23 protein-coding genes are annotated in these 21,927 nt (G+C 41.9%); 18 read left to right on the top strand and 5 right to left on the bottom strand.

Annotated features, from left to right (window positions below; all coding sequences use genetic code 11):
- The first annotated feature begins 98 nt into the window (after positions 1-98).
- The 4 genes from DCC82_RS14615 (at position 99) to mbcS (ending at position 4,479) form a co-directional block, all read left to right on the top strand.
- On the top strand, positions 99-1,241 hold the full coding sequence (locus tag DCC82_RS14615; protein WP_015864816.1) for a cysteine desulfurase family protein: 1,143 nt from the start codon (positions 99-101) through the stop codon (positions 1,239-1,241).
- Positions 1,242-1,246: 5 nt separating this feature from the next.
- A complete protein-coding gene (gene thiI / locus DCC82_RS14610) occupies positions 1,247-2,452 on the top strand; it encodes a tRNA uracil 4-sulfurtransferase ThiI (RefSeq protein ID WP_097354872.1) in 1,206 nt (401 codons plus the stop codon).
- Between the two features lie 80 nt (positions 2,453-2,532).
- Complete coding sequence (locus tag DCC82_RS14605; protein WP_015864814.1) at positions 2,533-2,742, top strand: alpha/beta-type small acid-soluble spore protein; 210 nt, start codon at positions 2,533-2,535, stop codon at positions 2,740-2,742.
- A 144-nt stretch (positions 2,743-2,886) separates the two neighbouring features.
- Complete coding sequence (gene mbcS, locus DCC82_RS14600; RefSeq protein ID WP_062679246.1) at positions 2,887-4,479, top strand: acyl-CoA synthetase MbcS; 1,593 nt, start codon at positions 2,887-2,889, stop codon at positions 4,477-4,479.
- A 174-nt stretch (positions 4,480-4,653) separates the two neighbouring features.
- On the opposite strand, the gene DCC82_RS14595 is transcribed toward mbcS, so the two are convergent.
- Positions 4,654-5,457, bottom strand: a complete 804-nt coding sequence (locus DCC82_RS14595) for an NAD kinase (RefSeq protein WP_097354871.1) — start codon at positions 5,455-5,457, stop codon at positions 4,654-4,656.
- Between the two features lie 136 nt (positions 5,458-5,593).
- On the opposite strand from DCC82_RS14595, the gene sppA reads away from it, so the two are divergent.
- The 8 genes from sppA to DCC82_RS14555 all read left to right on the top strand — a co-directional run bounded on the left by sppA (position 5,594) and on the right by DCC82_RS14555 (position 12,013).
- The gene (gene sppA, locus DCC82_RS14590) at positions 5,594-6,604 is read left to right on the top strand and encodes a signal peptide peptidase SppA (RefSeq protein ID WP_097354870.1); all 1,011 of its coding nucleotides are present in this window, start codon (positions 5,594-5,596) and stop codon (positions 6,602-6,604) included.
- A 13-nt stretch (positions 6,605-6,617) separates the two neighbouring features.
- Complete coding sequence (locus DCC82_RS14585) at positions 6,618-7,097, top strand: RDD family protein (protein ID WP_015864810.1); 480 nt, start codon at positions 6,618-6,620, stop codon at positions 7,095-7,097.
- A 68-nt stretch (positions 7,098-7,165) separates the two neighbouring features.
- Positions 7,166-7,852: a DUF2953 domain-containing protein gene (locus DCC82_RS14580; protein ID WP_015864809.1), complete on the top strand. Its 687-nt coding sequence runs from the start codon at positions 7,166-7,168 to the stop codon at positions 7,850-7,852.
- A gap of 12 nt (positions 7,853-7,864) precedes the next feature.
- Positions 7,865-8,293 (top strand): GerW family sporulation protein, encoded by a 429-nt coding sequence (gene ytfJ / locus DCC82_RS14575; protein ID WP_015864808.1) that lies wholly within the window; start codon positions 7,865-7,867, stop codon positions 8,291-8,293.
- Between the two features lie 75 nt (positions 8,294-8,368).
- Positions 8,369-8,869, top strand: coding sequence for a thiol peroxidase (tpx, locus tag DCC82_RS14570; protein ID WP_015864807.1), 501 nt, complete (start codon positions 8,369-8,371; stop codon positions 8,867-8,869).
- 145 nt (positions 8,870-9,014) lie between these two features.
- Positions 9,015-10,004 carry a class I SAM-dependent methyltransferase gene (locus DCC82_RS14565; RefSeq protein WP_015864806.1) on the top strand — a complete coding sequence of 330 codons (990 nt, stop codon included), beginning with the start codon at positions 9,015-9,017 and terminating at the stop codon, positions 10,002-10,004.
- Between the two features lie 225 nt (positions 10,005-10,229).
- A complete protein-coding gene (locus tag DCC82_RS14560; protein ID WP_097354869.1) occupies positions 10,230-11,423 on the top strand; it encodes an acetate kinase in 1,194 nt (397 codons plus the stop codon).
- A 74-nt stretch (positions 11,424-11,497) separates the two neighbouring features.
- A complete protein-coding gene (locus tag DCC82_RS14555) occupies positions 11,498-12,013 on the top strand; it encodes a MogA/MoaB family molybdenum cofactor biosynthesis protein (RefSeq protein ID WP_097354868.1) in 516 nt (171 codons plus the stop codon).
- Between the two features lie 45 nt (positions 12,014-12,058).
- On the opposite strand, the gene DCC82_RS14550 is transcribed toward DCC82_RS14555, so the two are convergent.
- Positions 12,059-13,717: an acetate--CoA ligase gene (locus tag DCC82_RS14550; RefSeq protein WP_097354867.1), complete on the bottom strand. Its 1,659-nt coding sequence runs from the start codon at positions 13,715-13,717 to the stop codon at positions 12,059-12,061.
- A gap of 158 nt (positions 13,718-13,875) precedes the next feature.
- Positions 13,876-14,190, bottom strand: coding sequence for a hypothetical protein (locus DCC82_RS14545; protein WP_097354866.1), 315 nt, complete (start codon positions 14,188-14,190; stop codon positions 13,876-13,878).
- Between the two features lie 189 nt (positions 14,191-14,379).
- Between DCC82_RS14545 and DCC82_RS14540 the strand changes: the two genes are divergently transcribed.
- Together DCC82_RS14540 and argH are read left to right on the top strand one after the other, a co-directional pair.
- Positions 14,380-15,588, top strand: coding sequence for an argininosuccinate synthase (locus DCC82_RS14540; protein ID WP_015864802.1), 1,209 nt, complete (start codon positions 14,380-14,382; stop codon positions 15,586-15,588).
- Positions 15,585-16,964 carry an argininosuccinate lyase gene (gene argH / locus DCC82_RS14535; RefSeq protein ID WP_108430401.1) on the top strand — a complete coding sequence of 460 codons (1,380 nt, stop codon included), beginning with the start codon at positions 15,585-15,587 and terminating at the stop codon, positions 16,962-16,964. The genes DCC82_RS14540 and argH overlap by 4 nt, the downstream gene beginning before the upstream one ends.
- 23 nt (positions 16,965-16,987) lie before the next feature.
- Here the strand turns inward: argH and DCC82_RS14530 are convergent, their stop codons facing one another.
- Positions 16,988-17,437 (bottom strand): universal stress protein, encoded by a 450-nt coding sequence (locus DCC82_RS14530; protein ID WP_015864800.1) that lies wholly within the window; start codon positions 17,435-17,437, stop codon positions 16,988-16,990.
- Positions 17,438-17,550: 113 nt separating this feature from the next.
- Here DCC82_RS14530 and DCC82_RS17715 point away from each other — a divergent pair, with 113 nt between their 5' ends.
- The 3 genes from DCC82_RS17715 to ald all read left to right on the top strand — a co-directional run bounded on the left by DCC82_RS17715 (position 17,551) and on the right by ald (position 19,909).
- Positions 17,551-17,694 carry a hypothetical protein gene (locus DCC82_RS17715; protein ID WP_015864799.1) on the top strand — a complete coding sequence of 48 codons (144 nt, stop codon included), beginning with the start codon at positions 17,551-17,553 and terminating at the stop codon, positions 17,692-17,694.
- Positions 17,695-17,815: 121 nt separating this feature from the next.
- Positions 17,816-18,577, top strand: coding sequence for an SDR family oxidoreductase (locus tag DCC82_RS14525; RefSeq protein WP_015864798.1), 762 nt, complete (start codon positions 17,816-17,818; stop codon positions 18,575-18,577).
- A 210-nt stretch (positions 18,578-18,787) separates the two neighbouring features.
- Complete coding sequence (gene ald, locus DCC82_RS14520; RefSeq protein WP_062679238.1) at positions 18,788-19,909, top strand: alanine dehydrogenase; 1,122 nt, start codon at positions 18,788-18,790, stop codon at positions 19,907-19,909.
- Between the two features lie 71 nt (positions 19,910-19,980).
- On the opposite strand, the gene DCC82_RS14515 is transcribed toward ald, so the two are convergent.
- Positions 19,981-21,075 (bottom strand): M24 family metallopeptidase, encoded by a 1,095-nt coding sequence (locus DCC82_RS14515; RefSeq protein WP_097354864.1) that lies wholly within the window; start codon positions 21,073-21,075, stop codon positions 19,981-19,983.
- Between the two features lie 128 nt (positions 21,076-21,203).
- Between DCC82_RS14515 and DCC82_RS14510 the strand changes: the two genes are divergently transcribed.
- Positions 21,204-21,884: a metal-dependent hydrolase gene (locus tag DCC82_RS14510; RefSeq protein ID WP_062679236.1), complete on the top strand. Its 681-nt coding sequence runs from the start codon at positions 21,204-21,206 to the stop codon at positions 21,882-21,884.
- Positions 21,885-21,927: the final 43 nt, after the last annotated feature.

Raw genomic sequence — 21,927 nt, 5'->3', positions numbered from 1 at the left:
TGTAAGTATAATATGTTTCGGTTGATGTTTAACGGCTTTCTTTATTATAATTACTTACTAGTGTACAATTTGTTAACGATAATCGGAGGATGGACGTGATGATTTATTTAGATAACAGCGCAACAACAAAACCGTTTCCTGAAGTGGTGGATTCGTTTGTCACTGTGGCTACAAAGTATTTCGGAAATCCGTCCTCTCTTCACGAATTAGGAATGAAAGCGGAGCGGCTATTAACGCAAGCTCGTGAACAAATTGCCGCGTCATTGCAAGTCAAACCGAGCGAAATTATTTTTACATCTGGAGGAACGGAAGCAAATAATTTTGCCATAAAAGGAGTTGCCTTTCAATATCGCCATCGCGGCAATCATATTATCACGACGGCGATTGAGCATCCATCTGTATCAGAGGCTTGCCATCAATTGGAACAATTAGGATTTGAAGTGACATATTTACCGGTGAATGAAAATGGTGTCGTTACAGTTGAGCAAGTAAAAAAAGCGCTGCGCGATGATACGATTCTCGTTTCGATTATGCATGTCAATAATGAAGTTGGCGCTATTCAACCTGTAGAAGAGATTGGTGAGCTGCTTTCGAGCTATCCGAAAACGATTTTCCATGTCGACCGAGTGCAAGGAATCAGTAAAGTACCGCTTGATATGAAAAAAGCGCATATTGATTTATGTACAATGTCGGCTCATAAGTTTCATGGGCTGCGTGGTGCGGGAATTTTATACGTTCGCCAAGGAATTCAGCTTTCGCCGTTGTTAGCGGGCGGAGGGCAGGAAATGCAGCTCCGTTCTGGGACCGAAAATGTTCCGGCAATTGTAGCAATGGCAAAAGCGTTGCGGATGTCGTTAGAAAAATACGACAAACAAATCGATTATTTACTTGAAGTCAAGCAAGCTTGGCTCAATGAATTAAAAGAGATTCCCTTTATTCAAATAAATACGCCATTAGAGCATTCCGCCCCGCATATTATTAACTTTTCTTTAGATGGCATTAAACCGGAAGTGTTTGTTCATGAATTGGAAAAAAACGATATTTTTGTTTCCACTACATCGGCGTGTTCTTCGAAAAAGAAGGCGCCAAGTAAAACATTATTGGCGATGGGAATGGGGGACAAACGGGCGGAAAGCGGCATTCGCATTAGCCTTTCCTTTGAAAATACGCTCGAAGAAATTCCGATTGCTATCGCCGTGATGAAAAAGGCAATCGAAAAATTAAGAGAGGTAACGAGGTAATTGCTATGAAATATGACCGTATTTTAATTCGCTATGGAGAAATGACGACAAAAGGTCGAAATCGAAACTTGTTTGTTCGCCGTTTAAAAGATAATGTCGCTAAAAAACTTCATGCGTTTCCGAATATTAAAATCGAATATATGCGTGATCGCATGTACATTTTACTAAACGGAGAACCGCATGAACCGATTATTGACAAATTAAAAAATGTATTTGGCATTCATTCATTTAGTTTAGCAATGAAATGTCATAATGAATTGAACGAAATAAAAGAAACAGCATTGGCAGCTGTTAAGCAGCTTCCTCATCAAGGAAAAACGTTTAAAATAAGCGCTCGAAGAGTGGACAAGCAATTTCCGTATGGAAGCAGCGAGTTAAATTATGAAATTGGCGCTCATATTTTGCGCAATACAGACGGGTTAACGGTAAATGTACATGATCCTGATATCGATGTCCGCGTGGAAGTTCGCCAAGAAGGCACATATATCACGTGTCACGATATTCCAGGTCCCGGAGGCTTGCCGGTGGGATCGAGCGGCAAAGCAATGCTCATGCTTTCCGGTGGAATCGATAGCCCAGTTGCCGGATATTTGGCAATGAAGCGCGGATTGGAAATAGAAGCGGTTCACTTTTTTAGTCCGCCGTTTACAAGCGATCGGGCAAAACAAAAAGTGATTGATTTAGTGAAAAAATTAACCACGTACGGAGGAAAAATAAAACTTCACATTGTTCCTTTTACAGAAGTGCAGCAAGCCATTTATACACAAGTGCCAAACGAATACTCGCTTATTTCAACAAGAAGAGCAATGCTAAAAATTACTGATGCATTGCGTCAGCGGCATCGAGCACTTGCGATTGTGACAGGGGAAAGCCTTGGACAAGTTGCCAGCCAAACTCTAGAAAGCATGTTTGTCATTAATGATGTCACCACAACGCCGATTTTGCGGCCGCTTGTATCGATGGATAAAATAGAAATTATCGACATTGCTAAAAAAATTGACACACACGATATTTCGATTCTTCCATATGAAGATTGTTGTACCATTTTTACGCCAAGATCGCCAAAAACAAAACCAAAAAAAGAAAAAGTGGTTCATTATGAAAGTTTTGTTGATTTACAACCATTAATAGAGAAGGCGATCGCAAATACGGAAACGATGGTCATCGACGAACATTCCGCAACGGAAGATGAGTTTGAACAGTTATTCTAAATCCCGAAATTTACCAATGAGATAAATGCATGAAGCCATATGTTTTCACACATTCTATAGGTACAAGGAGGTGAAAACATATGGCACGCAACAACAATTCGAATCAATTGCTTGTTCCAGGAGCACAACAAGCTCTTGAACAAATGAAATACGAAATCGCTCAAGAATTTGGCGTAAAATTAGGCGCTGATACTACTTCTCGCGCTAACGGTTCTGTTGGGGGAGAAATTACAAAACGCCTTGTTGCTATGGCGCAACAACAATTAGGCGGTACTCAACAACAATTTTAATTGAATATATATGGCTACGAAGGCGGGTTTATCCCGCCTTTTATTATTTTTTAAAAATATTCAAAATATATAAATTATTTTGTATAATGTAAGTAGCATGCGCTAAATTGGCACCTATCATATTGTAAAGGGGAGTTGGAGAAAATGAAGAGGGAAAATTTCATCGCGCCGGAACGCTATAATTTAACGTCTGAGATCGAAAAACATGCGATGGCTAATCCGAATAAGCTTGCTTTAAAATGGGAAAATGAACAAGGGGAAACACGGGAAATTACATATGGCGATTTAATCAAACACGCCAATCAAATTGGAAACGCTTTATTAAAACGTGGGCTTGAAAAAGGGGATAAAGTGCTTGTTATGGTGCCCCGCTTAATTGAAGCGTATGAAGTATATTTAGGAACATTAAAAGCGGGGCTAGTAGTCATTCCGAGTTCGGAAATGCTCCGCACAAAAGATCTGCAATACCGTATTTCCCATGGTGAGGTAAAAGCGATTATTGCGTATGAGCCATATGTGGATCAATTTGAACCGATCGGAAACATTGACCATATTATGAAATTCGTTGTCGGAAAGACGAAACCGAGCGGTTGGATCAATTTAGAGGAAGCGATGAAGGCAGAAAGCGATGAGCTTGTTGCTGCTGACACATCCCGTGATGATATGGCATTTTTATCCTATACATCGGGAACGACCGGAAATCCGAAAGGGGTCGTTCATTCGCACGGGTGGGGGTATGCGCATTTGCGCATCGCTGCGAAAAATTGGTTATGCATCGAAGAAAATGATCTTGTCTGGGCGACTGCCGGTCCAGGATGGCAAAAATGGATTTGGAGCCCGTTTTTATCAACGCTCGGTTCAGGCGCCACTGGGTTTGTCTATTATGGCCGGTTTGATCCAGAAAAATATTTACAGCTTTTAAGCAAGTACGAAGTAAATGTGCTTTGCTGCACGCCGACGGAGTATCGGCTAATGGCAAAAGTGCCAAATATCGGCGATTATAAGCTTCCGCATCTCCGCAGCGCCGTATCAGCCGGAGAGCCGCTTAACAGGGAAGTGATTGATACGTTTGAAAAATATTTCAACATTCAAGTCCGGGATGGATATGGACAAACGGAAAATACATTGCTTGTCGGCGTTATGAAAGGTATGAAGATCAAACCAGGCTCCATGGGCAAACCGACGCCGGGAAACATCGTTGAGATTATCAATGAAAACGGGGAACCTTGCTCCGTCGGCGAAGTTGGCGATATCGCCGTCCACGTCGACACTCCAACGCTGTTTAAGTATTACTATAAAGATCCGGAAAGAACGGCGATGCAATTCCGCGGTGATTATTATATTACAGGGGATAAAGCGAGAAAAGATGAAGATGGATATTTTTGGTTTGAAGGGCGTGGAGATGATATTATCATTAGCTCCGGTTATACAATCGGACCGTTTGAAGTAGAAGACGCCCTTGTCAAGCACCCTGCGGTAAAAGAGTGTGCTGTCGTCGCTAGTCCAGATGAAATACGCGGTTATGTTGTGAAAGCGTTTGTTGTTCTTCGCGAAGGAGTAGATAAAAATGATCCGGCGCTGATTCCAAAGCTGCAGGAGCATGTCAAACAGCTGACCGCACCGTATAAATACCCGCGTAAAATTGAATTTGTCGATGATTTGCCGAAAACGCCGTCAGGAAAAATCCGTCGCGTGGAGCTGCGCGAACGCGAGATGCGCCTTGCAAAGCAGCAATAAAAAAGTAAAAAAAGGACTGTTTCAAACAGGAAACAGTCCTTTTTTGCTCTTAAACGGCATTGTGGGCGAAAGACTGTCTCCAGACTGACTTGTCTTATCAAAAAGCTAAATCACAACAAAAGCAAGAACACCCCAGCGGGCGAAGAACGGTTTACTTCCAGAGAGAGAGTTTTCTTATAAAAACACTCGTTTTACTTTGTCCCAGAAAGAATTGTCTTTTAAACGGACGGTTTTAATCACTCTGTCGCTTAAGATGACATCAATTTTTTCAATATGTTGAATGCTTAATGCTTCATTATCTAAACCAATGATTGGAAAATAGCTTGTTTCATCGGACATTTTTAAAGTTAATTTTCGCTCTCCGCTTAAAATAAACGATGAACCGAGCGTCCGGTAACGGTTATTATTGAGTGAAGCTAACTCGCTTACTTGAAAGCAAGGAAGAAGCGGATCAACGACCGCGCCGTTTACCGATTTATTATATGCCGTACTTCCTGTCGGTGTCGAAATGATGATTCCATCTCCACGAAACGTTTCAAAGTGCAGGTCGTCAATAAATACGTCCATCGTTAATGTTTTAATAATTTGCGAGCGAATGGAACATTCGTTTAAACAGAAAAATGAAGCGGTGCCATCAATGGTAACTTGAATAATTGGATATTTTCTTACTTCCAGCTGTAAATTTTTTATTGCTTCTGCCATATGATCAATGTCATCAATTTGAAAGTCGCAGTAAAACCCGCGTGACGGAAGTGTGGAAATCCCGACATATAAGCAATCGTTGCGAAATCCTGTTTGACGCACCGCTTGTAAAAACGAGCCATCGTCCCCGATGCTGACGATGATATTCGCTTTTTTATGATCATCGACTACCACAAACGGACCTTGTTTTGCAAGCGTGATCAGCGGTTCTACACGTTTCATCAGTTGTTCATCACGCTTATAAAAAAAATAAAGATGATTGCGCTCGTCTGCCATTTAAAACCCTCCCATTGTCCCGTTGTCATATTTTAGTCAATTGGTAATTATGGTACAATAAGTGAAGTATACATAATTTAGTGTAACACTTTTACACGAAATCTAAAAATAAGTTGTTTTCATAGGGGGAAGAATGATGAATCGAAAGCGATGGATTGCGTTATTGATTGCTGTTGTATTATTTGTTTTTTCCGCCTTAGTAAACGTTATTACTACACTGTTAACAAGCGATGCGGAAAAATGGTCGAGAAATTGGCTTGCATTAGTGCAGAATGAGTTCAGCGAAGAGGTTCTTGAAGATGGCGATGAATTGCAAAAAATCGTTGTTCTTGAAGTAAATGGAGTCATTCAAGATGTAGGAGATACGGGAGCGCTATTTGCTGCAGCAGGATATGATCATCAATCATTTTTGCGAATGATTGAGCAAGCAAAAAATGACGATACGGTAAAAGCGATTGTGCTAAGAGTAAATTCACCTGGGGGCGGCGTCGTGGAAAGCGCGGAGATTCACGACCAACTGCTGGAGCTAAAAAAAGAAACGAAGAAACCAATTTACGTTTCAATGGGATCGATGGCAGCTTCGGGAGGATACTATATTTCGACGGCAGGGGATAAAATTTTCGCAAGTCCTGAAACGATTACCGGTTCGCTGGGGGTGATTATGCAAAGTTTAAACTATGAAGGACTTGCTAAAAAGTATGGAGTAAAGCTTGTCACGATCAAAAGCGGACCGTATAAAGACATTATGAATCCGACAAGGGAAATGACGGAAGAAGAAAAGAAAATATTGCAGCAACTAATTCAAAATTCTTATGAGGGATTTGTGAAAGTGATTTCCGAAGGCAGACATCTTCCGGAAAGCGAAGTTCGAAAAATTGCCGATGGGCGAATTTATGATGGAAGACAGGCAAAACAATTGCATTTGATTGACGAATTTGGTTATTTGGACGATACGATCGCCGCATTAAAAAAAGACCATCGTTTGTCGGACGCGCAAGTGGTGAAATATACGAATGAATTTTCGTTTGGCTCCTTATTTCAAATGGCGTTCAATCAAAACACAACGCCAAAGCATGAAGCAACCGAATTAATAAAATTGCTTTCTAACCCTTCTTCACCGCGCTTAATGTATTTATATGCTGAATAAAGGAAGTGGAAAAATGACCGAAAAGTATCTGCCAGTTCCTGTAGAGGCAAGAAATGAAACATATGCAAATGTATCTTCTCATGTACGATATGCTGGGTTTTGGATGCGATTTTGGGCATATTTGCTCGATTTGCTTGTTGTCGGCAGCTTAAACCGTTTGCTTATTTTTCCGCTCTTTCATCTGTTGGATATTTCTGTCGATCGGACGAATATGTTTGCGCCAGCAACGATTGCTACGACCTTGACATTTTATGCATATTTTGTATTGATGACAAAATTCTTTCAACAAACATTAGGAAAAATGGTATTTGGATTAAAAGTGATTGATGAGTCAGGAAAGCCATTAACATGGACGACCGTCTTATTTCGTGAAGTGATCGGAAAGTTTATCGCGAAAACGATTTTATTTATCGGATTTCTTTTTGTCGCTTTTTCAGAAAAGAAAAAAGGGATGCACGACCAGTTTGCTGATACACTTGTCATTCATGAATAAACCTGTCATATTGGCAGGTTTATTTTTTTGCGCATATGGTGACAATGGTATGTTGAAGGGGAGTGCTGATGTTGAAAATTGCGGTAAGTATAGTTGTCGCTCTTTTTCTATTGATTTTTGTTTTATCGGTGATGAAGTTGTCGATTACAATTTTTTTTCAACATGCACAAGATGATGATGAATGGAAAATTACGTTTCGAACATTATTTGGGATTATTCGATATACGATACATATACCATTAGTAAAAATAGAAACAGAATCGCCGGGCATTGTCGTTGATCATAAAGAAACAGTAAAAAATATTTCTGAAAGCAAGCCAAACCGAAGCAAGTATACGCTAGAGGATATTATCGATATCTTTCAGAAAGCAAAGGAGTTTGCCAGACATGTCGTACGACTGAATGCAATTATAAAAAAATTCCTTCGTCATATATCCATTACGAAATTCGAATGGCAGACGAAAATCGGAACAGGAGATGCAGCGGCAACAGGGATGATTGTCGGATTAGGATGGTCGTTGAAATATAGTTTGGTTGCATTATTTAGCAAATATATGAAACTACAAACGTCACCTTGTTTAATGATTACTCCATCTTTTCATGAAGCAATTTCCGAAACGAAATTCGTATGTATGATTCATTTTCGAATCGGGCATGCTATGTTAGCAGGAATACGAGTTGTGAAATATTGGCGTGACTATCATTTGTCAGAAATAAAAACATTTGTCACCCAGCAAACAAATGAAAGCTACTAGGAGGAATCTTGCATGAGCAATCATCCAATTCAAGGGCTTATGACAACAGCGATGGAAAATTTAAAACAAATGATTGATGTCAATACAATTATCGGTGATCCGGTCGAAACGCCAGACGGAAGTATCATTTTAACGGTTTCCAAAGTAGGTTTTGGATTTGCGGCGGGTGGTAGTGAATTTATGATGGATGGCAATGGCGCTAGTCAACAACAGGCTAGTGAGCATCCATTTGGCGGCGGAAGCGGCGGCGGTGTTTCCATTACGCCTATTGCCTTTTTGATCGTTAACTCTTCGGGAGTAAAACTGCTTCATCTTGACGAAAGCACTCATTTATATGAAAAGATATTGGATGTGGCACCGCAGGCGATTGAGAAAATTCAAGAGATGTTAAAGAAAAATAAAAAGGATTCGCCAACAGAAAAACACGATTTTGATATTTGATAAGTTGAAACCATTGAAATTTTTTGGTATTCCCTTTATGATGACAGTAGTACATATTTTAAGGGGGGAAGACCAATGGCGCAAGTTACATTTAAAGGACAACCGGTAACATTAGTTGGTAATGAAGTGAAAGTGGGAGACAAAGCACCTGATTTTAAAGTATTGGCTAACGATTTATCGGAAGTCACGCTCGCTGATACGAAAGGCCACGTCCGCTTGATCAGTGTTGTTCCATCGCTGGATACAGGCGTTTGTGATGCGCAAACACGCCGGTTTAATGAAGAAGCAGCAAAATTGGATAATGTGAAAGTATTGACGATTAGCGTTGATTTGCCGTTTGCACAAAAACGCTGGTGCGGGGCGGCAGGTGTGGAAAACGTACAAGTTCTTTCTGACCATCGCGATGTTTCCTTTGGGCAAGCGTACGGCGTGCTGATTAAAGAATTGCGTTTACTGGCACGCGCGGTGTTTGTCATTGACAGCAACGATATTGTAACATATGTGGAATATGTGCCGGAAGTAACAAATCATCCGAACTACGAAGCGGCCATCGAAGCGGCAAAAGCAGCAAAATAACCGAAAAGACCTCGACTTGTTCGAGGTCTTTCCTATTTTATCGACACAGGCTTGCGATCGGCAAATGTTCGTTTATCCTTCTTGCTATTGGATTGTGCACATCGTACAATAAAATATTGGACACTTACGGAAAGGTGGAGGAACAATGGCAACTCCAGTAGAACGTTTGTTTACATTATTTGATGAAACAGCCAAAATTTTGCAAGATGAATTACAATGCACCTATTTAGAAGCGGTGGCAGAAACGGGAGAAAATGTGTTTCACGGCGATGTTCTTCAAGAAGAAGTGAGCGAAGTCAACGCGAAACGTCTCAAAAAACAATATGCCGACATTCAACTCGAACGGTTTACGAATGAAGAAATAAGAAAAGCATTTCAGCTTGCGGTGTTAAAAGGAATGAAGGAATATACACAACCGCATCATCAAATGACCCCGGATGCGGTTAGTTTATTTATAAGCTATTTAGTCAATCAATTTACTCGCCAACATCTGGCGCTTACCATTCTTGATCCTGCCGTCGGTACCGCGAATTTGCTGACAACGGTGCTTAACCATCTTAAAGGGAAGCAAACGAAAAGTTACGGTGTGGATGTGGACGATGTATTAATCAAGCTGGCATATGTGAACGCGAATTTGCAAAAACACGCGATTCAGCTTTTTAATCAAGATGGGCTGCAGCCGCTATTTGTAGAGCTTGCAGATGTAGTCGTGTGTGATTTGCCTGTCGGTTATTATCCACATAAAGAAAATGCTTCTCGCTTTGCATTAAAGGCGGAAGAAGGACATTCATACGCCCATCATTTGTTCATTGAACAAAGCTTGTATTATACAAAAGAAGGCGGCTACTTGTTTTTCTTAATTCCAAATACATTATTTTCAAGTGACCAAGCGGCAAAATTGCATGAATTTATTAAAGAGCATGCGGTTATTCAAGGATTGTTGCAACTGCCGCTATCGATGTTTAAAACAGAACAAGCAGCAAAAAGCATTTTTATTTTACAAAAGAAAGGAGAAAACGTAAAAGCACCGAAAAAAGCGTTGTTAGCGGAACTTCCCCGTTTCTCCAATAAACAGGCGATGCAGGCGATGATGAGAAAAATTGATGAATGGGTTACAGAAGAAAAAGGGAAGTAAAACAGTTCCCGTGATAAGTGGGAACTGTTTTTATTTTTAAAAGATAGCAACTATTTTTATTTTCAAAAGATAAAAACATAAGTTTGTAACCGATTACCAGCAAAGAACTTGCTTGAAAAGGGAGGAGGAACAATCATACAATGAAAAAGTATAGTGGGATAATTAAAAATCGAACAAAATAACGATAGCGATAAATGTTAAAAGATTAAAGGAGTTGTTTGAAATATGTCCAAAATTTTAGCGATTAACGCGGGTAGTTCATCCTTAAAGTTTCAATTATTTGAAATGCCGAGCGAAACGGTGCTAACCAAAGGGGTCGTGGAACGAATCGGTTTTGACGATGCGATTTTTACAATTACGGTCAACGGTGAAAAAATCCAAGAAGTGACAGCGATTCCAAACCACGCGGTAGCTGTTAAAATGCTGCTTGACAAGCTAATTAGCCACGGTATTATCCGTTCGTTTGATGAAATTGACGGAATCGGCCATCGCGTGGTGCATGGCGGGGAAAAATTCAGTGATTCCGTGCTGATTACCGATGAAGTATTAAAACAAATCGAAGAAGTATCCGAGCTTGCCCCGCTTCATAACCCGGCAAACATCATCGGTATTAAAGCATTTCAAGAAGTATTGCCAAATGTGCCGGCTGTGGCGGTATTCGATACGGCGTTTCATCAAACGATGCCGGAGCAGTCGTTTTTATACAGTCTTCCATATGAGTACTATACGAAATTTGGCATTCGCAAATACGGTTTCCATGGTACGTCTCATAAGTATGTGACACAACGCGCTGCCGAATTGCTTGGCCGTCCGATTGAACAGCTTCGTCTCATTTCTTGCCATCTTGGCAATGGTGCCAGCATCGCTGCCGTTGAGGGAGGAAAATCGATCGATACGTCCATGGGCTTTACGCCGCTCGCTGGTGTCGCAATGGGAACGCGTTCAGGGAACATTGACCCAGCCCTTATCCCTTACATTATGCAAAAAACGGGAATGACTGCGGATGAAGTGCTTGAAGTATTAAATAAGAAAAGCGGAATGCTTGGAATTTCCGGTATTTCCAGCGATTTGCGTGACCTTGAAAAAGCTGCGGCAGAAGGAAATAAACGTGCTGAGCTAGCGCTTGAAGTATTTGCTAATCGCATTCATAAATATATCGGTTCTTATGCGGCGCGCATGTGCGGTGTAGATGCGATCATTTTCACGGCTGGAATTGGCGAAAACAGTGAAGTGATCCGTGCGAAAGTCTTGCGCGGCCTTGAATTTATGGGAGTATACTGGGACCCTGCATTAAATAAAGTGCGCGGCAAAGAGGCGTTCATCAGCTATCCACACTCCCCGGTAAAAGTGTTAGTCATTCCGACGAACGAAGAAGTCATGATCGCCCGGGACGTTGTCAGATTGGCGAATATTGGTTAATATGGAATAAAAGCAGCCTTTTATGAAAGAAGGCTGCTTTTTTATAAAAAATTTTAATCAAATAGGTGATCGATATGAGCGTTACGGAACATAAAAAAGAAGCACCGCACATCGTCCGCTGTAAAGTCATTACGATTAGTGACACAAGGACAAAAGACACGGATAAGAGCGGAAAATTAATGATGGATTTATTAAAAGAAGCTGGTCATGAAGTTGTCAGTTATGAAATCGTAAAAGATGAAAAAGAAGCGATTCGCGAGGCGATTTTGCGCGGATGCGAACAGACAAATATCGATGTGGTGCTAACAAACGGCGGCACCGGCATCGCTAAGCGGGATGTGACCATTGAAACAGTAAAAGAAATCATCGAAAAAGAAATCGTTGGCTTTGGCGAGTTGTTTCGCATGTTAAGCTACACGGAAGATATCGGTTCAGCGGCGATATTATCGCGGGCGATTGCCGGTGTAGCGAACGATACAGCGATTTTTTCCACCCCAGGGTCGTCGGGAGCGGTACGCCTTGCGATGACAAAATTGATTTTGCCGGAGCTTGGCCATGTGATGCGGGAAATAAGAAAAGATTTACGATGAAAGCAAAAAGTGTCCGTTTAAGGAATCGGACACTTTTTTGTCTGATTAGGTGTTTTTTTGTTTTTCGACTTCTTGATTGCGTAGGATAAATCGCTGGATTTTTCCACTAGGCGTCTTAGGCAGTTCCGTTACGAATTCCACTTCGCGAGGGTATTCGTGTTTTGATAAACGGTTTTTCACGAATAATGGTAATTCTTGCGCTAGTTCGTCTGATGGAGTAAATCCATCTGCCAATACGACGAAAGCTTTGACGATTTCCCCTTTTAACGGATCTGGTTTTCCAACGGCCGCTGCTTCCACTACCGCTGGATGTTCGATGAGGCAGCTCTCGATTTCAAAAGGCCCGATGCGATATCCGGCGCTGGAGATAATATCATCGGCCCTGCCTTGGAACCAAAAGTATCCGTCCGCGTCTTTCGTTGCCAAGTCTCCAGTGAGGAACCAATTTCCCATCAATCTCTCCGCCGTTTTTTCAGGCTCTTTCCAATAGCCTTTAAATACATTTGGAATGGAATCGGTGTTAAAAGCAATTTGTCCAACATTTCCGTCCTCTACCGGAACGCCTTCTTCGCTGAGCAGCGCGACTTCAAATCCCGGCAGCACCCATCCCATCGAACCAGGGCGTATCTCCATGTCAACCGCGTTGAAATTGCCGATCAGCATTAACGTTTCCGATAGCCCATATTGGTCGTGGACAGTAACCCCTAAATGTTTTTGGAAAAAGCGGATCACTTCCGGATTAAGCGGTTCTCCCGCGGAACTCATTGCCCGCACGCGGATATTGTATTTATTGATTAATTCTGCTCCTGCTGCGACCATCGCGCGATAAGCGGTCGGTGCGTAAGCGAAATTCGTTACATGATATTTTTCCATAAGAGAATAGTACGTTTCTGGTTTAAACGGTCCTTCGTAAAAGACGATTGGCACGCCAAAGCACATTGGCGCAAATGTGCAAAAGATCAGCCCGTAAGCCCATCCCGGATCGGCTCCTCCTAAAAATACATCATCATCCCGTAAATCGATGGCGTATCGCATATAAGGATATATGTTAATGAGCAAGTTGTGCGACCACATGGCTCCTTTAGGCATCCCCGTCGATCCGGATGTGTATTGGATAGCTAGTAAATCGTCCACAGTTGTTTCTTCGGTCTGATGATCGACAGGCTCTTTTGAAAGCGTTTCCCAAAATGATAAATCGTTATGGTCATTTGTTTCATCAATGACAAAAATATGCTCTAATGTTGGCATTTTTTCTCTTGGAGGTAATTTTGAACGTTGTTCTTTATTCGTCAAAATCACTTTTGCTTCAGAATGATTAATCCGATATTCAATCGCCTGTGGACCAAACGCTGTAAATAATGGAACATAAACCGCGCCAACTTTCCAAGCAGCTAAAATATAAACGACTAGAGCAGGATTTTTAGGCAGAAGAGCGCAAACTCTATCTCCTTTTTTTACTCCAAGTTTGCGAAATACATTCGCCATTTGGTTCGACCAATCCCGCAATTCTCGATAGGTGATGGCTTGCTTTTCCCCTAAATGGTTTTCGTAAAACAGAGCAATGCGAGTTGGATCTTCTGCATAGCGGTCACATACTTCATGAGCGACATTGAAACGTTCACGTGGATTCCAGTCGTAATGTTGAAACACGGTCTCCCAAGAAAAAGAAGTGCTTAATGAAGAATGGGACGTTTTATTTGGCATTTATACCCCTCCACTGTTGTAAAAAGTAGAATCAGTATTAATAATAATTGCAAAAGAAAAAATATTCAATATATTATTTAAAAATAAAATAGTATATTGTATCCAGAGGCAAAAAAAGAAGGAGCATTTTTCTGCCATCTTTTCGCTCCTTCATTGTTTTATTGATGAGCGCGCATCGATACCGTTTGATTCATCCGATACCAAATCCATAAATCGTTGATGATCGAGGCGAGTTCGGCTATTTCCGAATTTAACCGGCATGATCGCTCAAAATCGTTTTCATCACTCAACTGATCTTGTTTTTCGTTAATAATTTTTTCTAATTCGGCAATACGGTCGGGAATGGTTCCACGAATATTTTCCCATCGCAGCAAAATTGCGTGTTGTTCGTTTTCGCTATAATCCTCCCAGTCTTTTTCAAGTTTCGGCAATGGAATGCCAAGACGTTGATCATAAATGAAATATTGCTCCATGCTTCTCCCTCGCTTTCCCTTATTTTCTATTTTATAAAAAACAACAGAAAGAACCAACTTTCAGTATTTTTATACTTTTTTATGAATAACTATTGAAAAACCTTATAAAAACTGATAAAGTGATAATATACTTAGTGAATATTTATTTATGTACAAGTATATTTATGTGAAAGGGAAGGGGAATACAATATGACAAATCCGAAACTTGTGCTGGCGTATTCCGGTGGTTTAGATACATCTGTTGCGATTAAGTGGCTGCAAGAGCGAGGTTATGATGTCATTGCTTGCTGTTTAGACCTTGGAGAAGGAAAAGATCTTGATTTCGTGAAAGAAAAAGCGTTAAAAGTCGGAGCGATTAAGTCATATGTTATTGATGTCAAGGAAGAATTTGCTGATGAATATGCGCTTATTGCATTGCAGGCACATGCGCTTTATGAAGGAAAATATCCGCTTGTCTCCGCCTTATCGCGCCCGCTTATTGCGAAAAAATTAGTGGAAATTGCGGAATTGGAAGGGGCGGTTGCCGTCGCGCACGGATGTACAGGAAAAGGAAACGACCAAGTTCGCTTTGAAGTATCCATTAAAGCGCTAAATCCAAATTTGGAAGTGATCGCGCCGGTTCGCGAATGGAGCTGGTCGCGTGAAGAGGAAATCGAGTATGCGAAAAAACATGGCATTCCGATTCCAGTCGATCTAGACAGTCCGTTTTCGATTGACCAAAACTTATGGGGCAGAAGCAACGAGTGCGGTATTTTAGAAGACCCTTGGGCGGCTCCGCCGGAAGAAGCATACGAATTAACGGCAGCGTTGGAGAATACACCGGATGTGCCGGAAATCATTGAAATCGGTTTTGAACAAGGCGTGCCGAAGACATTAAACGGCAAGCCGTATTCGCTCGCTTCGCTAATTTTGGAGTTAAACGCCATTGCCGGAAAACATGGGGTTGGACGCATCGACCATGTCGAAAACCGCCTAGTCGGCATTAAATCGCGCGAAGTGTATGAATGTCCTGGAGCGATGACGTTAATTAAGGCGCATAAAGAATTAGAAGACTTAACACTTGTAAAGGAAGTAGCGCATTTTAAACCGATTATCGAGCAAAAATTAGCGGAAGTCATTTACAACGGTTTGTGGTTCTCACCAATTAAAGACGCGCTTGTCGCTTTCTTAAAAGAAACGCAAAAGAACGTAACTGGCGTGGTGCGTGTGAAGCTGTTTAAAGGGCATGCGATTATCGAAGGGCGCAAATCAGAGTTCTCCTTATACGACGAAAAGCTTGCGACATATACGGCGGATGACCAATTTGATCATCAAGCGGCCGTTGGCTTTATTTCCTTGTACGGATTGCCAACGAAAGTATACAGCATCGTCAACAATCAAAAGAAGGTGAACGTGTGAAAAAGCTTTGGGGAGGACGTTTTAAGAAAACAGCGGAAGAGTGGGTCGACGAGTTTGGAGCGTCGATCCCATTCGACCAAGAGTTAGTCGAAGAAGACATAGAGGGCAGCATCGCTCATGCAACGATGCTTGGCAAATGCGGAATTTTGCCAAGTGAGGATGTGGAGAAAATCAAGGCCGGACTGTTTACGCTGTTAGAAAAAGCGAAACAAGGCAAGCTCGAATTTTCTGTTGCCTACGAGGATATTCATTTAAATATTGAAAAAATGCTTATTGATGAAATTGGCCCTGTCGGTGGGAAACTGCACACAGGAAGAAGCCGCAACGACCAAGTGGCAACCGATATGCATTTATATTTGCGCAAACGCGTAACGGAAATCATCGAGCTTATTCAAGAATTGCAAAAGGTGCTTGTCGAAAAAGCGGAGGAGCACGTGGAAACAATTGTACCGGGATATACACATTTGCAGCGGGCGCAGCCGATTTCGTTTGCCCATCATTTGCTTGCGTATTTTTGGATGCTTGAACGCGACCGCGAGCGATTCCGTGAATCATTAAAGCGCATTAATAAATCACCGCTCGGGGCGGGAGCGCTCGCTGGAACAACGTTTCCAATTGACCGTCATTTGACCGCGGAGCTTCTTGGCTTTGACGGCATCTACGAAAACAGTATCGATGCGGTGAGCGACCGTGATTTTATCATTGAATTTTTAAGCAACAGCTCCATGCTGATGATGCATTTATCACGTTTTTGCGAGGAGCTTATTCTTTGGTCAAGCCAAGAGTTTCAATTTATTGAAATTGACGATGCGTTCGCCACAGGAAGCAGCATTATGCCGCAAAAGAAAAATCCGGACATGGCAGAATTAATTCGCGGAAAAACGGGACGGGTATACGGAAATTTATTAGCGCTTTTGACAGTGATGAAAGGAACGCCGCTTGCGTACAACAAAGATATGCAAGAAGACAAAGAAGGCATGTTCGATACGGTGAAAACGGTCACTGGATCGCTGAAAATCTTCGCTGGTATGATTAAAACGATGAAAGTAAACGTCGATGTTATGGAAAAAGCGACAAAACAAGATTTTTCGAATGCAACGGAGCTTGCCGACTACTTAGCCAACAAAGGGGTACCATTCCGCGAGGCGCATGAGATTGTTGGCAAACTCGTGCTAATTTGTATTGAAAAAGGCGTATTTTTAGCCGATTTGCCGCTGGATGTCTATAAGGAAGCGTCACCGTTGTTTGAAGAAGATATATATGAAGCGCTTAAGCCATACACCGCTGTTAACCGCCGCAATAGCGCGGGCGGAACAGGTTTTTCCGAAGTAAGAAAAGCGTTGGAAAAAGCTAAAAAAATAGTGAACACTCCGTAGCGGATGCTGCGGAGTGTTTTTCTTTATTCTTTTTCGGTTCGCACGACAAGCACATCGCACTTCGCATAGCGGGTGATATGTTCAGAAACGCTTCCAATTAACAGGCGTTCGACTGCGTTTAATCCTGTTGCTCCACAGATGATCAAATCAGCTTTATATTTTTGCGCTACATCTTTAGCGATTTTTACTTTTGGGGAGCCAAATTCAATGTCGATGACCACATCGTTTAATCCAGCGTCCAACGCTTGTTGTTGGTAACCGTTTAAAAGCTCTTTTGCGTATTCTTCAGACCGTTTAACGGCGGTGCTGTCATATAATTCAAATGGGGCGGCAAAGCTCCGTAAATCAATGACGTGAGAAAGAATAAGTTTCGCATTATTACGTTTAGCAATTTGGATCGCTTTTTTGAATGCCCATTCCGCTTCTTTGGAACCATCAATAGCAACAACAATCGTCTTATACGTCATTGTCATTGTTCTCCACTCCCTTTGGATAAAAGTGCTATCTCTATTATTAGTATACCTGCTACAAGTAATGAGAAACTACCATATGTATGATATTTCTATGAACGAGGAGGGATATAATTATGGAAAAAAACTATAGAAAAGATTTCGATTATGATGAAGATGCAGTAAAAATGGTTAGCGAGCAAATTATGGATGCATATCATAGCGGGGTTGTTGATCGTGATGAACTTCACTATAATCCAAAGCGTGAAGTTGGTGAATAATTTCCACTACATCATGGTGTTTATGCGCCATGATGATTTTTTTTAAGCGAGATGGATGCGTTTAGACATATCTTTATAGTAAAGTAAAGACAGGAAGTTGTTAAGGTGAGGAGGAGTAGATGTGCGACATGCCCTCATCACAGCCGGAGCGAAAGGGCTGGGGAGAAAAGTAACGGAACTGTTGTTAGAAAAAGGATATTCGGTAACCGTCAATTATCGAAGTGATGAAACAGCGGTACAATCACTGCAAGAAAAGTATGCCCATCTAAAAGAGCGGCTTCAATTTGTTCGCGGTGACGTCACAAAAAAAGAGGATTTATCTGCGCTTGTGGACGCGGCGTTAGATCGGTTTGGGCGGATTGATTTTTTAATTAATAACGCAGGGCCGTATATTTTTGAGCGAAAAAAATTAGCTGATTATACAGAAGATGAGTGGTACGAAATGATTGAAGGAAATTTAAGTGCGGTATTTCATTTATTGAAAAAAACGATTCCAGTGATGAGAAAACAACGATTTGGCCGCATTATTACATATGGTTTTCAAGGTGCGGCAGGAGCGCCGGGATGGCCGAACCGATCCGCGTTCAGTGCCGCAAAAGTCGGGTTAGTGTCATTAACGAAAACAATCGCGCTAGAAGAAGCGGAATATGGCATTACAGCTAATATGGTTTGCCCAGGCAATATTGTTGGAGAGATGAAAGAAGCGACGATCGCCTATTCGCGTACAATAAAAGACAATGAGACACCAATTGGGCGCTCGGGAACAGGGGAAGATATCGCTCGTGTTGTTGCTTTCTTATGCGAAGAAGATTCAGACATGATTACAGGAGCGATCATCGATGTGACAGGAGGAGTAAATGTTATTCATCGATACTGGACATAAGCGCATTTTTCCAAAAATCACCTTGCTCGATGCAGTGGGGTGATTTTTCTGTTTTTCTATGTTCCATTGGATGTGAAAAAAACATTTGATAGATAAAAGTGATCGTTTATTTAAGTGAAAATAGGAGAAAGATAAGTAATGATGATCTCACCTTTTATTAACAAAATAATATGTTATAGTAAGCAAATGAGCTAGGAGGAATTCGTTGCAATGAAAATCGGTGTTCCAAAAGAGATAAAAAATAACGAAAACAGAGTAGCGATCACACCGGCCGGAGTAATGACATTAGTGAAAGCAGGACATGAGGTATATATAGAAAAAGGAGCGGGGCTTGGTTCAGGATTTTTCGACGAAGAATATGAAAAAGCAGGAGCAACGATTGTTTCATCGGCGCAAGAAGCGTGGTCGGCCGAAATGGTTATGAAAGTGAAAGAGCCGCTTCCACAAGAGTATTCTTACTTTCGCGAAGGTCTTATTTTATTTACGTATTTACATTTAGCGGCGGAAGAAGCGCTAACGAAAGAATTAATCGAAAAAAAAGTAGTCGGAATTGCTTACGAAACGGTGCAGTTGCCAAATGGCTCGCTTCCATTATTAACTCCAATGAGTGAAGTGGCGGGGCGAATGTCCGTACAAGTAGGAGCGCAGTTTTTAGAAAAACCGCATGGCGGGAAAGGAATTTTATTAGGAAGTGTACCAGGAGTGCGCCGCGGAAAAGTAACGATTATCGGCGGCGGGGTTGCTGGAACCAATGCGGCGAAGATGGCAGTTGGTCTTGGAGCGGAAGTGACGATTTTAGATATTAATCCAGATCGGCTCCGCGAGCTCGACGATTTATTTGGGGATCGTGTGACGACGTTAATGTCAAATTCGTATAATATTGCCGAATCAGTGCAACAGTCTGATTTAGTGATTGGTGCGGTGTTAATTCCGGGAGCGAAAGCGCCAAAACTCGTCACAGAAGAAATGATTCGTTCGATGTCACCAGGTTCTGTTCTTGTGGATATTGCTATTGATCAAGGAGGAATTTTTGAAACGACCGATCGCGTTACAACCCATGATGATCCAATCTATGTGAAACATGGAGTTGTTCATTACGCAGTAGCGAATATGCCTGGTGCGGTGCCAAGAACGTCAACATTTGCGCTGACAAACGTTACCGTACCTTACGCGCTGCAAATCGCTAATAAAGGATATCGAGAAGCTTGTTTGCAAAACGAAGCGTTGTTGAAAGGAATTAATACGTTGAACGGTTATATTACGTATGAGGCGGTAGCGCAGGCACATGGATTGCCTTATAAAGATGCGAAAACATTGTTACAACAATCATAATCTTGTTTTCGGCAAAAAGAGCGGCCTTTTCGGCAACATCCCGAAAGACCGCTTCTTTTATTTATCTGTCTTTAAACGATTATAAGCTCTTTTGGATATTTCGTTAAAATTTCTGCACCGTTATCGGTGATGAACACATCGTCTTCAATACGCACCCCGCCGACAGAAGGAACATAAATGCCCGGTTCAATGGTAAACGTCATACCACGCTCTAGCGGCATCGTATTTGTTGCATTCATAGATGGATATTCATGTAATTCGATGCCTAAACCATGGCCGACGCGATGTGTAAAATATGGACCATATCCTGCCTGTTCAATAATGGATCTTGCGGCTCGGTCGACATTGCCGATTTCCACGCCTGGTTTAGAGGCATCAATCGCCGCAAGCTGCGCGCGCAGAACCGTATCATAAATCATTTGCTGTTCCTCTGTCGCTTCACCGAAGACGACCGTTCTTGTAATATCAGAGCAGTAGCCGTCCACAATGACGCCCAAATCAAATAGAACAAAATCACCGCGTTGAATGGCTGTCAGTCCCGGCACACCGTGTGGGTTAGCGGTGTTTTTGCCGGTCAGTACCATCGTGGCAAACGACATTTCCCGTACGCCTTTTTTCTTCATTTCGTATTCGATGGTTGCGATAATATCTAGTTCTGTTTTCCCTTCGGCAATTGCGTTTACTCCTACTTCGACGGCATAGTCTGCAAGTTCTGCCGCCTGGCGCAATACGACAATTTCTTTCTCCTCTTTGATCATTCGCAATTGCCGCAGCTTTTCTTCCGCGTTTATCCATGAACGCGCTTGGAAATAGGTATGAAGCAATTCGTATCGTTCGAGAGAAAGATGGCTTTTTTCGACAGCAATTCGCTCTACAGCAATATTTCTTGAGCGAACATGATGCTCAAGCAGCTGCCATGGATTGTCTGTATCGGTGTAATCAATAATTTCGTATGTCCATCCAGCTTGTTTTACGCGCGCCGTTTCCATTTGCGGGCAAATTAATGCCGGCTCTTCTTGCGGAAAGATGAGCAACGCTAAAAGCCGCTCGTGAGGGTCGCAATAAAACCCGCTTAAATAAAAGACGTTCGGACTTGACGTAATAAGCGCAAATGAAATATGTTGTTCTTGAAGCCACTCGGAAAATAATTGAAGTCGTTTGTTCATTCTGCACCCCTCCTTTCTATATACTTTGAGAGTAGCAGGAATATAAGAAAATGTAAATGTTTATAAGCGTATGGGCAGGGAAATGCATCCACCACCGCGAATAATAATGATGAAAGGAGAGGATGATCATGAAAGTAACATATCATGGACATTCCGTCGTAAAAATTGAAACAAACGGGAAAACGATTTTTATTGATCCATTTATTACAGGTAACGGCGCGACAGATTTAAAATTGGAAGATGTGAAAGCAGATGTCATTTTGCTTACTCATGGTCATGGCGACCATGTTGGGGATACAGTGCAGCTGGCTAAGAAAAATAACGCGCTCGTCGTTGCTCCTTTTGAATTAGCTACATATTTAGGATGGCAAGGAGTAAATACCCACCCGATGCATATCGGGGGAGCGCATCAATTTGATTTTGGAAAAGTGAAATTAACGCAAGCGTTCCATGGTTCCGGTTATGTGACAGAGGACAAGCAAATTATTTATTTGGGTATGCCGGCTGGAATTTTATTCACCGCCGAAGGCAAAACGATTTATCACGCTGGAGATACGGGGTTGTTTTCGGATATGAAACTGATCGGTGAGCGCAATTCTATTGATGTCGCATTTTTGCCGATCGGAGATAATTTCACAATGGGACCGGAAGATGCTGCGGTTGCGGCGGAATGGCTTCGCGCGAAAATAGTCGTGCCGATTCACTACAATACGTTCCCGGTCATCGCCCAAGATCCGCACCAATTTGTTGCGCTGCTTCCTGATGGCGTAGGACGTGTATTAAAACCAGGAGAAGGTATTGAATTATAAATGAAAAAGCGTCTCTTATGGAGGCGCTTTTTTTAGGAACAAG

This window comes from Geobacillus sp. LYN3 (genome assembly GCF_003064505.1).
GTDB lineage: Bacteria > Bacillota > Bacilli > Bacillales > Anoxybacillaceae > Parageobacillus_B > Parageobacillus_B toebii.
The sequence above is the reverse complement of the archived record's forward strand: the minus strand, read 5'-3'. Positions and strand labels throughout refer to the sequence as shown.